Source organism: Bdellovibrio sp. ZFWA1 (assembly GCF_056175665.1).
Window position 1 is genome coordinate 1,498,976 of the sequence record NZ_JBJKJH010000001.1, and the last position, 13,574, is coordinate 1,512,549.

Sequence of the window (13,574 nt, forward strand, 5' to 3'; positions counted from 1 at the left end):
AGGGGATTCATCATCCCGGTTAAATAAAAAAGGGTCCTTTGTAAGGACCCTTTTTGTAAGGCAAGTTGGGGGTTCGCGCAATTTAAAATCCCCACTTATGAAAACTTTTAGACCTTTGCGATCAAATTCAGGATTTTGCCAGCTTTGTAAATCACTTTGTCAGGGTTTTTACCCCCTAAAGCGTTCTGTACGCCAGCAATTTTCAGGGCTTCGGCAAGGGCTTCAGCTTCGCTAGCATCGAGTGCAAGCTCTACTGTGCCTCTCATTTTGCCATTTACCTGAACTCCGATGGTCGCCGTGTTGTCTTTGGCCAAGTTTGGATCGGCTTTTGGCCAAGTGGCTAAAGAGGCCAGGCCTTCTCCGCCCAGTTGGGCCCAAAGTTCTTCTGCCATATGTGGAGCAAATGGCATTAAAAGTTGAGCTAAGGGCTTCAAGACCAACGAAGAGCGGCAGTCCATTTTGTAAAGCTCGTTCACTAAAATCATCATCGCCGAAACAGCTGTGTTAAAGCTCATATTTTCGATATCTTGAGACACCTTTAAAATAGTTTTGTGCATTAACTTTTCGATTTCAGGAGGCAAAGCTTCGTTTGTGTAAACCTTTTTTCCCTCGTCATTGACGGCAAGGCGCCAGACGCGATCCAAGAAGCGCTTAACTCCATCGATGCCTGATTCGGACCAAGCTTTATCTTTATCCAAAGGCCCCATGAAGCAAACAAAAGTTCTTAGGGCATCTGCTCCGTGAGACGACAAGATGCTATCCGCGGGAATCACATTGCCGCGCGATTTGGACATCTTTTCACCATCTGGCCCCAAGACCATTCCCTGGTGTGCCAATTTTTTAAAGGGCTCGCTATGTGAAACGAGTCCACAATCAAAAAGCACCTTTTGCCAGAAGCGGGCGTATAGCAGGTGACCGACCGTATGCTCCGGGCCACCGACATAAAGATCGACCGGCATCCAATATTGTTGAGCTTCCGGACTAAACGGAGCGCTGTCATTATGAGGATCGGTATAACGCAAGAAATACCATGACGAGCCCGCGGCTCCGGGCATGGTATCGGTTTCTCGGAAACCGATTTCACCGTCAGCACCAATGCCTGCATGACCCGCGTAGCGGACCCAGTCAGTATTTCGAGCCAAGGGAGCTTCGCCTTTGTCGGAAGGTTCATATTCAGCGACATCAGGAAGAAGAACCGGCAATTCATTTGCTGGAATTGCTTTAATACCAGCTTTAGGGAAGTGAACGACTGGAAACGGTTCACCCCAATAGCGCTGACGGCTGAAGAGCCAATCACGTAGCTTGTATTGGATTTCTTTTTCGCCAATTTTTTTAGACGTTAAGTGCTCAATCATTTTAGAAATCGCCGCGGTTTTAGTTAAACCGTTTAAGAAATCAGAATTGACCAGAGTTCCTTCGCCTTCGAAGGGAAGTTCATCGCCCCCATCCAAAACTCTTTTAATTGGAAGGTCGAATTTTTTCGCAAATTCGAAATCGCGGGCATCGTGACCTGGTACCGCCATAATTGCGCCAGTTCCATAATCCATCAAAACATAGTCTGCGATCCATAATGGAATTTTATCACCGGTGATCGGGTGAATCGCATAGGCTCCAGTGAAGGCGCCAGTTTTTTCAGTGCTGGCTTTGCGATCTACTTCAGATTTTGTTGAAGTTTTCTTAATGTATTCATCGACTTTGGCTTTTTGATCCGCTGAAGTGATCTTTGCAACCAAGGGATGCTCTGGTGCCATGACCATAAACGTGACACCGAACAATGTGTCAGGGCGTGTAGTGAAAACCTCGAAAGTATCACCGTGGCTATCGACTTTAAAATTAATGCGAGCGCCTTCAGATTTACCGATCCAGTTGCGTTGTCCTTCTTTGGTTCTTTCGGGCCAATCGACGTGATCTAAATCATTGAGAAGTCGTTCTGCATAATCGGTGATTTTTAGCATCCACTGTTTCATGGGGACGCGAATGACCGGATGGCCTCCACGCTCAGATTTGCCATCGATGACTTCATCGTTAGCTAAGACAGTTTTCAAAGCAGGGCACCAGTTGACTGGTACTTCTTTTTGGTAAGCCAATCCACGTTCGTAAAGTTTTGTGAAAATGAACTGAGTCCATTTGTAGTATTTAGGCTCGCAAGTTGAAATTTCGCGGTTCCAGTCAAAGCTGAATCCGAAGCACTTCAAAGTGTTGCGATAAGAAGCAATGGCTTTTTCAGTTGTTTTTGCCGGATGGATTCCAGTTTGAATTGCAAATTGCTCGGCAGGAAGTCCGAAGGCATCGTAGCCCATGGGATGAAGAACATTAAAGCCGTTGGCTCTTTTGTATCTAGAGATAATATCCGACGGGGTGTAGGAGGCCATGTGGCCGACGTGAAGACCAGAGCCCGAAGGATAAGGGAACATATCTAGGGCGTAGTATTTAGGTTTTGACTTGTCTATTTCTGCACGGAAGGCTTGTTTTTGTTCCCAAGTCTTCTGCCATTTAGATTCTACTTCAGTAAAATTGTAACTCATAGGTCGTCCTTGTTGATCCTAAAATAGATATCGAAGAATGATGTTTTTTACAATCTTTATGCATCTTGACCGGTTTTTGAAAAGCTCTATGGATTCAGGGGCTTGGCCGGGGTCTAGCTGGCTGGCCTAGAGTCTTGAAACGGGCTAGACAGATGAAGGGATTTTAAGGCCTAGACTCTCAAATTTTCCCGAATTTATGCCGAAAAGTTAAACTGAAACTATGAGCTATGAACCTTTAAACAGCAAACCTAAGAGCCGCCGAATTCTGGTGGTCGACCACGAGTTGACCAGCCTGGATGGTTTATTAGAGCCTTTGCGTTGGGAAGGTTTCGATGCTCGCGGAGTCACATCGTCAGAGCTTGCTTTGCATCTTGCTAGCACGTGGAAGCCCCATGTGGTTTTAATGGAGTGGATGCCTTCGGTAGACCCTTCAGGATTCCTAAAAAAATTAAAAGCTCTGGCGCCGCACGCCTCGGTTCTTTTTGTCTCTGCAAACTCCAGTACAGAAAGTATTATTAGCGGTCTTGATGCGGGCGCAGATGATTATATTGTGAAGCCCTTTGTGCCTCTTGAATTACTAGCACGAATTAGAACTCATTTAAGAATTCGTGACCTTCACGAGCAATTGGCAGTGGCTAATGAAAAACTTTTAGAGCTTGTTGATACCGATGATCTTACGGGACTCTTTAATATGCGCTCGTTATACCAGCGACTCGAGCTTGAAATGGATCGGGCTCGTCGCTTTGGTCGCCACGTTGCGGTCGTCATGATGGATATGGATTATTTTAAATCCGTCAACGATGGTCATGACCATTTATTCGGCAGTTTTGTTCTTTCCGAAGTTGGAAAAATTATTAAATCTAACGTTCGTAATATTGATATTCCAGCGCGATACGGTGGGGATGAATTCTTGATCGTTTTGACCGAGACCTCTCATGAGGGTGTGCATTTTTTCTGTGAGCGGCTGCGCGAAGCTATTTCAAAAACAACTTTTATTAATGGAAAAGACTCTATCCAGTTAACGGTTTCGTTGGGTTTTGCTTTGACCGAGTTGGGCGAGCCCATCACGCCGCGGGAGTTGGTTCGTAGGGCCGATCACGCGCTGTATGATTCGAAGCGCGGGGGAAGAAATAAGGTCTCATTTTATCAACCCGAGCAACCAAGCAAAGTTGTACCGATCAGTACGCCTCAAACCAAGCCCAAGAAAGTGGCTGGTTGATCAATTCGCTTTCATTTATAAATTGACTCTGAGCCTGGGGTTTAAGACAACCTTGGTATGGAATCAATTCGCAACCGAAACAAAGCTGCTTGGATCTCACTTTTCGCCAGTGGCGCGATCTTTTTACTTAAATTTCTAGCTTATTATATTACTAATTCGGCTGCGGTTATGTCTGATGCCACCGAATCAGTCATTAATGTGCTTGCCGCAATTATTGCACTTTTCGTTATTCGATTTGCCTCGCAGCCCGCAGATAACGAACATCCCTATGGGCATGGCAAGGCCGAGTATTTCTCTTCGGTATTTGAAGGTGGGATGATCTTCTTTGCTGCACTGGTGATCATAGCCCAGTCTATCCAAGCGATTTGGCAGGGACAGTCACTGACTCGAATCGACGTGGGGCTTTACATTGTTGGTTTTGCGACGGTATTAAATTTAATTTTAGGTCTTTATTTAAAAAAGGTGGGCACGCGGGAAAACTCGGAGGCCTTACAAGCCAGTGGAGCCCATGTGCTATCGGATGTATGGACAACCGCAGGCGTTATGATCGGTCTTGTGTTGGTCGCTTTGACTGGTATTCAGTGGCTAGACGCTGTGGTGGCAATGTTGGTTGCCGTGAACTTGGCTTTTTCGGGGTTTGGAATTGTTCGCAATTCTATTGGGGGGCTTATTGACGAGACGGACCCTAAGGTATTAGCGGATCTTTCGGAATCTTTTAATAAAATGAAGCGTCCTGGGGTTATTGATATTCATAAACTACGAGTTATTCGAGCGGGCTCTTTTCATCACGTGGATGCTCATATCGTGGTGCCTCAATATTGGGATGTTGCGACCGTTCATGATCAGAATGAAAAATTTGAGTCTGCAGTCGTGAAGGATTATCGTTTTGACGGAGAGATCGCATTTCACGTGGATCCATGTAAAAAGTCCTATTGTGATATTTGTGATGTTTTTGATTGCCCAATACGTCTGTCTGAGTTTAAAAAGCGCAAGGAATTTACAGTTGAAACTCTGATCGCAGATCCACCGGACACATATGGAAAATAATCAAAAAGTAAGACGACAAATAAACATCACTAAAGATTTGCCTCGGCAGAATGCTTATACTTTGGCCCTCAATGGCGAGTATTCGCATGTTGCCTTCGATGAACAGCGCGCTCCTGCCAATAAAGGGCTGTGGCGATCTTCTGTGTTTAAGGTTGATCAAAATGTGCCGATGGATCTTGAGGTAGGGACCGGAGCGGGTCACCATTTTGCTTGGTACACTCAGAAAAATCCCAGTCGTTGTTTGGTGGGAATTGAATTAAAGTACAAGCCATTAATTCAAACGATTCGTCGTGCGGTGACAGCTGGAGCTAAAAACGCTGCGGTTTGCCGCTTTCATGCATTCAACCTGGACGAGTTGTTTCAGCCCCAAGAGCTGAATAATGTTTTTATTCATTTTCCGGATCCTTGGACAAGCCCGAAAAAGCCGAAGAATCGCTTTGTATGCAAAGAAAATTTGGATTTACTTTGGGAACTACAAAAGCCTGGATCGATCATTGAATTTAAAACTGATTCTCGGGTTTATTTTGATTGGTCTTTGGAAGAGATCGCGGCCTCGAAGTACACTGTTCTTGGTCAAAGTTTTGATCTTCATAAATCAGAGTTCAACGCTGAAAACTTTCAAACTGGTTTTGAGAAGATTTTTATGAAGCAGAATATTCAGATTAACTTTATCCGGCTTTTGAAGCCTTTAGAATAGACTTACTTACCAGTAAGTGGTTGTTACTGAAATAGACTCTTGGACTAAGCATTGGCAGCTGATGCGAAGTTTGGGGTCTATTTTCATTTTAAGCTTCAAGAACTGCTCCGTTGAGTTTTCTTCCGAAAGACCTTTTGGGTTGTCGAGGACTTCCATTTTACACTTGCCGCAGATACCATCCCCATTGCAAGAGGACGCTACGGGTACATTGTGTTCTAGCAAAGAGCTCATCAAGTTGCTGCCTACAGGGACCTCAATTTGTTTATTTAATTTTGGCACTGTGATCGTCGGCATAAATGCTCCGCAGAATATCGTTTAAATTGTCCTGACGACCGGGGTCAGACCCATAGAAAAAGTGAAAAACGAAACACTTGCTGTTAGTCTGTTCCCGATTAAATCAGGGGTCATAATTATGGTAGATCAAAATCAAACAGTGGAAAATGTTATTATTATCGGTTCTGGGCCTGCAGGCCTAACTTCGGCTGTTTATACAGCTCGTGCGAATTTGAATCCTTTGATGATCGAAGGCGAAGAGGCCGGTGGTCAGCTAATGATCACTACAGAGGTCGAAAATTACCCAGGCTTCGAACATGGTGTAACTGGCCCGGATCTTATTGCAGTGATGCGCAAGCAGGCACAAAGATTCGGAACTCGCTTTATCACTCGCAACGTCAGCAAAGTTGATTTCAGTGCTCGTCCATTTAAGGTTTGGATTGGCGATAAACTTCATTTAGCAAAAACAGTTATTATATCTACGGGAGCAAGCGCGCAGTATCTAGGTTTGCCTTCGGAAAAAATCTATATGGGCAAAGGTGTTTCTGCCTGTGCTACCTGCGATGGTGCATTTTTCCGCAATCAGGAAGTGGCTGTTGTTGGGGGCGGAGACACAGCCATGGAAGAAGCTCAGTTCTTAACTCGTTTCGCTACAAAAGTTTATGTTATTCACCGTCGTGATTCTTTCCGGGCCTCTAAGATCATGGCTGACCGAACTTTGAATAATCCAAAAATTGAAGTGATTTGGAATTCGGCAGTAGATGAAGTGATCGGCGATGGCAGGGGGATGACTGGACTTAGACTTAAGTCGACAGTGGACAACGCCACTCGTGATTTGAGTGTTACTGGTCTTTTCGTGGCTATTGGACATAAGCCCAATACTTCTATTTTTAAAGGCATTTTAGACATGAACGAGACAGGCTATTTGCTAACAAAGCCGGGCTCAACATATACTAATATTGCAGGAGTATTTGCCGCAGGAGACGTTCAAGATCCTTATTACCGTCAGGCGATCACAGCAGCTGGTTCCGGATGTATGGCTGCTATCGATGCGGAACGATGGATGGAAGCGAACGAATCCCACTAAGGTTTTTACGGATAATGTCGAAAAGACTCCTGCGCTTATAGAAATTAATAAGTGTCCAGGGGTCTTTTTTTTTAAGGGATGTTATGCGGGATAAGAAAATCAACACTAAGGATTTAGTTCATAAAATCGAAAAAATGACTAAGGCAAGAATAGCATCTCAGGATGTTGTCTCCTTGGATGATTTTCGTGAAGCCAAAAAGAAGTTGGATCCGCAAGTTATTCTAGTTATCGAAGATGACGAAACCATGAGACTGGCTTTAAAGCGTATTCTTGATAGTGAGGGTTATCTTGTTAAATTGGCAGCAGATGCGACCGAGCTGTCTCAGGTTCTAGATGACGAGCCTGTTGATTTAATCCTGCTTGATGTTGGATTGCCTTGGGTTAATGGATTCGAGTTGGCGCAACTTTTAAAAGAACATAAAGACCTAAAAAAGATTCCTTTGGTTTTTGTCTCTGGAAAAGCCTCCGATGAAGATATGAAGCGTGCATTTGAAATCGGAGCCGATGACTATATTAAAAAGCCATTTGATATTGAAAAGCTTAAGAAAACAGTCAGTACACTTTTGAAGCTTAATGAATAGTAAGAAGGTGTTACTTTATAGATTTTAAATACTTCTCTTGTATTGATTTGAACTCTTTTGATTTTCGATATTTTTTAAGTTGGCTCCAGGTCTGTTCGCAAAAATCTGGATATTTTTGATAGAACTGCTTAGAGAAAACAAGATAGTTTTTAATTGTCATTATCGGCGTTTCATTTTTTTTAATGTTGCTAATTTTTTCGTGTTTAATAAGAGAGTCTGCAAGAATATCTAAGGACATGATTGCTTGTATTCGTCCCATTTGCAGTTGCTTGAGCTGTCTCAATATGTCGGGATTTTCTTCTATAATTTTTAGTCCTTTATGTTCACCAATCGAATTGAATTCTTTTATCGGAGAGTAGACCTCTACATTAGGCATTAATTTTTTTCCATCCCAAATGACTGGGAAGTCTGAGTTATAGTATATGTTTAAGTTAGAGGTGCTAAAACTTTTGGATGTGTCTATATCGCCATTCTTTTTCAGGGGAACTTGGTGGAAGTGTGTTATGCGGCCATCGGCAGATACTGTCTGGATGTCTAATGAAACTGTGCAGTCGTACTGACCGGTTGACATTGAGTCGGTCATTCTAGAGTAAGGTAGTCTTTCAAATTGAACTTCGGTTTTTAACTTCGTTTTAAATAGAGTTTCAATATTTTCGACTGTCATTCCTGGATTGGGTTTGCTTAAATTCGGTCCGTCGCCAATGACGAAAGGTGGAATATGAGCGGAGGGGACGATACACTTGATAACAGACGGCTTTTTGCTTTGAGCGATTGAAGAGAATGCCAACAGAATGAAAACACTAAAAATTTTTTTCATTTATTGAAGATACCAAAATATATAAATAATTTATATTAATTTAAAGAAAGGGAATTGATTACTGTGAATTTAAAATGATCAGGTTGTAAAAACCCTTCACTCTATCTACAAACTCGACCGTTTCAGAGCCTCGAGCTTTTCCATACTTAAGATTCTTGGCAATATCTGGATTTTCCAGCAAAGGAAGAACTTGTTTTAGATCCATCCAGGAATAAGGATTCAGTCCTTTTTCAGAGGCAAGACTTTGAGCATCTTCCAGGTGCGCCCATCCAATATTGTAGGCCGCCAGGGCCAAAGCCAATCTGTCTTTAGATTCTAGATGACGTGGCATTTTATTAATTAGCATGCGTAAATATTTTGTTCCGCCCCAAATGCTTTGTTCCGCATCACTTCGGTCTTCGACCCCAAGATGAAGAGCCGTCTCTTCAGTTAATTGCATGATGCCACGAACTCCAGTGAAGCTTCGGGCTTCTGGATTCCAATGGGACTCTTGATAAGCAACAGCGGCTGCGAGCTGCCAAGGTACTTTATGTTCTTCTCCGGCATCGATGAAATGTTCTTTATAAAGAGGCAGAGTCTCTTGGATACTCTTTACGAAGTTTCGAACGTCCCTTTGATCGACCTCTGAAAGCAAGGCCAAGTATCTGTTTCGAATTTCAGAGATTTGGTCTTTTCTAGAGGCTTTCCTAAACCAGATATGACTTAATTGTGCCAAATCCTTGCTGTTTGGATTAAACTGCCAGTGAAGATGGAAGTTGCCAGTAAGGTGAGTGATTTTTTCGAGCTTGGAAAAATATCTGATATTAAAATCGACGGATTTGTCTTCGCCGATCAAGCAATCAAACTTGCCCAAGTTAATTCCGCGCATTTGCTGCCGAATGGATTCACTATCTATATATATAAAGTTTGTCTCTGGAGCTAAATGTTGGAATCGCAATTTGTTATCTTCCGTCAGGTCTTTGTTCGAACCCACGACTCTTAAACCTTTGAGGTCCTTAAGATTTTGCACTTTTAAGGCCTTATGACAAACCAGGGAAAGATGGGTTTCTTCGTAAGCGGGACCAGGGATCAAATTGTAATCCAAGTCGTTATTGGATTGACGAAGGCGAGCTGCGATCAAGTCTCCTTCGCCTCGGTTCAATGCCTCGAGTGCAGCAATTTCGTTGGGATAAACCTTGAACCTGGGTTTCAAACCATAGGTGTTCGCAAAGGAAAGCACTAAATCGTGATCAATACCAAACTTGTCTCCGGTGTTATTTGTCGAATAAACCAGAGGTTGGTTTACGGTGAGGACTGTGAACTCTTTTTGGCCTTTTAGGTTTTCCAAGGTTTGAGACTCATTCCAGTAAAGGGAATCGCAACCATTAGTGGAAAGAGCTACCACGACGGCACCCACTAATATGATAAATTTTCTGAATATGTTCACTTTGTTGCGATTCATTAGTGAAGGCTGTACTCGAGCCTTCAAGTGTTGCGCAAGCTTTAAGCAAAGAAAACTAGTGATAAATCTTCATGTTTTTTGCGAAAATGACATATATTGCTTATGGCCAGAAAATTATTCAATAATCGTGCGATCTTAATGTATCGCCTCAAACAGAGGCTCTTTCGCATATTTTGCGCTCTGTAGCTAAAATGGGGCGTGTCGGCACAGTCATTTTTACCTAGAAACTAGGACTTGGGCGTTTTAAAAAATAAGGAACAGATTGAAAGAGGGGTCATTCATGTCTGAGTTTTCTTATGCTCCCGCACGTGGTTGGGTTGAAGTTGTAGTGGGTTCGATGTTTAGCGGTAAGACGGAAGAGCTTATCCGCCGTATTCGGCGAGCAGATTTGGCTCGGCAGCAGGTGCAGGTTTTTAAGCCTATTATTGACGACCGTTACCATGCCACTGAAGTCACCTCTCACAATATGAATTCATTTCCATCTATTCCTATCGAAAAGGCCGAGGATATTTGGAACCATTTAGGCAATGAAACAAAAGTGGTTGGAGTCGATGAAGGACAATTTTTTGATCAGAACTTGGTTCAAGTTGTTCAAGATTTAGCGGATCGAGGTTTGCGAGTGATTATTGCCGGTCTTGATACGGACTGGCAGGGGCGACCTTTCGAGCCAATGCCGACTTTGATGGCCATTGCCGAGAGTGTAACCAAACAACATGCCGTATGTGTTATTTGTGGATCTCCTGCGAGTCGTACTCAAAAAACTGGAGGTGCTCAGGGAGCGACGGTTGAGGTCGGAACTCATGATGCTTATGAGGCCCGCTGCCGAATGCATTTTAAGCCCGAAATTGATCAGCCCACTTTAGACTTCAAAGGACGCTTTTAGTCTCTTTCACTTTTTTACATTAGGTGTCTTTGCCAAGTTATAAAAGCCCTGACTGACAATTTTTATGTCTTCGGGGCTTTTTTATTTTGTCCTAATTGTTTTGTCCGATGTGTTTTCAAGCTCTTCTAATAACTGTAAGGTCCTTCCACTTTAGTGTTTTAGTTTTTATTTCCGAAAGTTCAGGGGGGACTTATGCGTATTTCTGTAATTGGAACAGGATATGTGGGATTGGTGACGGGAACTTGCTTCGCTGAAAAAGGGAACCAGGTCATCTGTGCTGATATTGATTCAAAAAGAATTGAAACCCTAAACCAGGGAAAGGCGCCTTTCTACGAGCCCGGCCTGGAAGAGCTTATAATTAAGAATGCTCAAAAAAATCGTCTTGGTTTTACGTCGGATATTCAAGGTGCTGTCGAAAACTCTGATATGCTTATGATAGCAGTGGGGACTCCTTCTGATTTCGATGGCTCTACGGATTTGCGTTATGTCCTGCAAGTGGCCGACTCTATTGCTCGTTTTATGAATTCAGATAAAGTTGTAGTGGTTAAGTCCACTGTGCCAGTCGGAACCTGTGAAAAAGTAGAACTTGTTATTAAAACTGTATTACAGCAGCGTGGCGCTGATTTTAAATTCACGGTTGTTTCAAATCCAGAATTTTTACGAGAGGGTGCCGCCGTCGACGACTGTCTTTATCCGTCTCGAGTGATTGTGGGGGTTCGTGATGATGATTCCAAGCAAGTTCTGTTGAATTTATATCGTCCATTTGTTGAAGAAACTTCTCAGATCCTCTTCATGGATCTGCAGTCTTCTGAAATGACTAAGTATGCCTCTAATGCGATGCTCGCTACGCGTATTTCTTTTATGAATGAAATATCCCGAGTTTGCGAAATTGCTGGTGCAAACATTGACCTTGTTAAAAAAGGAATGGGACTCGATCCTCGAATTGGGTCTCAATTTTTGAATGCGGGTATCGGCTATGGTGGCTCTTGTTTCCCTAAAGACGTTAAGGCACTTATCAAGACGGCGGATGACTTAGGGGTGGATCTTAGTATTTTAAAAAGTGTTGAAGGAGCCAACGAAGATCAGCAGTCCCACTTTGTGAAGCGTATTTTAAGTTACTTCCAAGGCGATATTACCGGCAAAACGATAGCGGTTTGGGGATTGGCTTTTAAGCCAGGAACCGATGATCTTCGCGAGGCCCCAGCTTTAAATTTGATTGAAAAACTATTGTACTATGGGGCTCGCATTCAAGCTGCGGATCCTATTGCATTAGAGGGGGCTCGAAAGCTTTTAGGCTTTGAAAAAAGAGTTCTTCTTTTCGAAAATTTCTATGAAGCGCTTAAAGGCGCCGACGCTTTAGTCATCGTGACCGAGTGGCCTGAATTCAAAGGAGCTGATTTTAGTGCGGTAAAGGCAGTGCTCAAGCGTCCCGTTATTTTTGATGGTCGCAATATCTTTCAAACTGAAGAAATGGTTCGTCTTGGATTTGATTATACAAGCGTTGGTAAAGTGGCGGGCTTGGGATTTACAGACTTGTTAAATAATACCGAGAGTGACTTGGTATTAGGTTCTTCATCGGGGTCTGCTCAGTGGGCGAACTAGGCGTGAAGACAACAATCAATGAACAGATTTTTTCCCGGGGCATGCCTTTGCCAGGTTATGCTCGGGTCACGGTCTATAACTCTTATGAGCATGCGAGCAATGTTGTTTTTGACGCGAAAGCAGCCTGGTTGGAATCTTTGGTTCAGAAATCTGGATTAATCAAAAATGGCCTTTTGAGCTACGAAGATATATTTCGATTACAGTCGATCATTAAAAAACGATGGTCCCGAAAATTTTGGAACTTAACAGATTCAGAGTCTATGTATTCCGAGTACGTTCAGTATTTTGATCAGCCACAGAGCTTTAGGCAGAATATTGAAGTTTTGTTGGTTCTTGCTGCAGCCGCTTTATTTAAGAATTATACAAAAATTGACTTTCGAATTGTGCACCTAAAAAAATCGTCTGGCATGCGTCGGGCGGGTTTAGCGATTAAGCTACACCATAACCACAAAAGCGAAATTTTCTTTTTTGACGCTACATTGGGAGATCCTTCTTTACAGATGAAGTCCCTAGATACTCTTGTATCCTTGGGGTGGAGTCTCTGCGAACAGCCGTGCTATATTTCAAAGTCACAAAGTGTTTGGCAAAATCAAGAAAAGTGCTTTTCTATTTTCGGTGAAAAAGGCCAAGAAATTTTGTTCCAAGTGGCAGGGCGTACTCCGACTGAAAAAAGATTCGATAAAGAAGATGAACAAGTTAAAGTGGCGTCTGCAGATCAAATGATTCCAGTTGAGATTTGTTATCATCCTTTTTGGCGACCTCTGGGGCACACGACTTTGCGGGTGGGGAAAAGCCTTTTTGAATTGAGTGCGCATGGATGGCGTGCCCACACGCAGGGATCGAATACAGCTCGTGCTTTTTTATTTAACAATCCTTTCTTTAAGAAGCAGTTAGCGCTGTTCGCAAATCAAGGAATGCCACCAATGTCACTTGGAGTGACGTTCAAGATTGAAAAAGCAAAGGTCGATCGTTTACTGATAATTTTAGAAAATTTGACTGCCGCACAGGGACGACAAGCTGAAAAATTCAGCCTGATTTCCAATAATTGCAATCAAGGCATTGTGCGTGTTTTGACTCAAGCAGGAATTTCGGGATTCGACTTTAAGGGCTATCAGGAATTTAGCACGGTCTTAACTTTTAGATCGCTCCTGTTGAATTGCCCTCATCCCATAGAAGGTGTTCGCTTTTACCCATTGCCTAATACGGAATTTGATGAGGCGACGGCTCGCCGATGGATTCCCACGCTTTTGTATCGCCAAAATAGCAGTGGTCAAGAGTTGCGTCGGGCTTTGCCAGTGTTTCCAAAGGATTTTATCTATATTAACTACCGTCGAATTTTAGACTACTTTCGGGGGCGTGATGTTCAAAAAATTTAGATATTTAAGTTTAATTTTCAGCTCCT

General features: G+C 43.1%; 12 protein-coding genes. 8 read left to right on the forward strand and 4 right to left on the reverse strand.

The features are described from left to right. Window positions 1-107: 107 nt before the first annotated feature. Window positions 108-2,525, reverse strand: a complete 2,418-nt coding sequence (gene leuS / locus AC04MN_RS07240) for a leucine--tRNA ligase (protein WP_475382515.1) — start codon at window positions 2,523-2,525, stop codon at window positions 108-110. Window positions 2,526-2,745: 220 nt separating this feature from the next. Between leuS and AC04MN_RS07245 the strand changes: the two genes are divergently transcribed. Genes AC04MN_RS07245 through trmB form a run of 3 tightly spaced genes read left to right on the forward strand, consistent with a single transcriptional unit; the run spans window position 2,746 to window position 5,488 of the window. Further along, complete coding sequence (locus tag AC04MN_RS07245; RefSeq protein ID WP_475382516.1) at window positions 2,746-3,744, forward strand: GGDEF domain-containing response regulator; 999 nt, start codon at window positions 2,746-2,748, stop codon at window positions 3,742-3,744. 57 nt (window positions 3,745-3,801) lie between these two features. After that, window positions 3,802-4,791, forward strand: coding sequence for a cation diffusion facilitator family transporter (locus tag AC04MN_RS07250; protein WP_475382517.1), 990 nt, complete (start codon window positions 3,802-3,804; stop codon window positions 4,789-4,791). Then, window positions 4,781-5,488 (forward strand): tRNA (guanine(46)-N(7))-methyltransferase TrmB, encoded by a 708-nt coding sequence (gene trmB, locus AC04MN_RS07255; RefSeq protein ID WP_475382518.1) that lies wholly within the window; start codon window positions 4,781-4,783, stop codon window positions 5,486-5,488. The genes AC04MN_RS07250 and trmB overlap by 11 nt, the downstream gene beginning before the upstream one ends. A gap of 6 nt (window positions 5,489-5,494) precedes the next feature. Here the strand turns inward: trmB and AC04MN_RS07260 are convergent, their stop codons facing one another. Then, complete coding sequence (locus AC04MN_RS07260; RefSeq protein ID WP_475382519.1) at window positions 5,495-5,782, reverse strand: 2Fe-2S iron-sulfur cluster-binding protein; 288 nt, start codon at window positions 5,780-5,782, stop codon at window positions 5,495-5,497. A 118-nt stretch (window positions 5,783-5,900) separates the two neighbouring features. Here AC04MN_RS07260 and trxB point away from each other — a divergent pair, with 118 nt between their 5' ends. Both trxB and AC04MN_RS07270 read left to right on the forward strand, forming a co-directional pair. Beyond that, window positions 5,901-6,848: a thioredoxin-disulfide reductase gene (gene trxB, locus AC04MN_RS07265; RefSeq protein WP_475382520.1), complete on the forward strand. Its 948-nt coding sequence runs from the start codon at window positions 5,901-5,903 to the stop codon at window positions 6,846-6,848. A gap of 83 nt (window positions 6,849-6,931) precedes the next feature. Then, window positions 6,932-7,429: a response regulator gene (locus tag AC04MN_RS07270; protein WP_475382521.1), complete on the forward strand. Its 498-nt coding sequence runs from the start codon at window positions 6,932-6,934 to the stop codon at window positions 7,427-7,429. 10 nt (window positions 7,430-7,439) lie between these two features. Here AC04MN_RS07270 and AC04MN_RS07275 read toward each other — a convergent pair whose 3' ends face one another. Together AC04MN_RS07275 and mltF are read right to left on the reverse strand one after the other, a co-directional pair. Beyond that, a complete protein-coding gene (locus AC04MN_RS07275; RefSeq protein WP_475382522.1) occupies window positions 7,440-8,246 on the reverse strand; it encodes a type 2 periplasmic-binding domain-containing protein in 807 nt (268 codons plus the stop codon). 58 nt (window positions 8,247-8,304) lie between these two features. Continuing rightward, window positions 8,305-9,687 (reverse strand): membrane-bound lytic murein transglycosylase MltF, encoded by a 1,383-nt coding sequence (gene mltF / locus AC04MN_RS07280; protein ID WP_475382523.1) that lies wholly within the window; start codon window positions 9,685-9,687, stop codon window positions 8,305-8,307. Window positions 9,688-9,967: 280 nt separating this feature from the next. Here mltF and AC04MN_RS07285 point away from each other — a divergent pair, with 280 nt between their 5' ends. From AC04MN_RS07285 to AC04MN_RS07295, 3 genes are all read left to right on the forward strand, one after another. Then, window positions 9,968-10,570 carry a thymidine kinase gene (locus AC04MN_RS07285; RefSeq protein WP_475382524.1) on the forward strand — a complete coding sequence of 201 codons (603 nt, stop codon included), beginning with the start codon at window positions 9,968-9,970 and terminating at the stop codon, window positions 10,568-10,570. Window positions 10,571-10,762: 192 nt separating this feature from the next. Then, entirely contained in the window at window positions 10,763-12,172 is a 1,410-nt protein-coding gene (locus AC04MN_RS07290; protein ID WP_475382525.1) for a UDP-glucose dehydrogenase family protein, read from the forward strand. A gap of 2 nt (window positions 12,173-12,174) precedes the next feature. Next, window positions 12,175-13,548: a hypothetical protein gene (locus AC04MN_RS07295; protein WP_475382526.1), complete on the forward strand. Its 1,374-nt coding sequence runs from the start codon at window positions 12,175-12,177 to the stop codon at window positions 13,546-13,548. The last annotated feature ends 26 nt before the right edge of the window (window positions 13,549-13,574 follow it).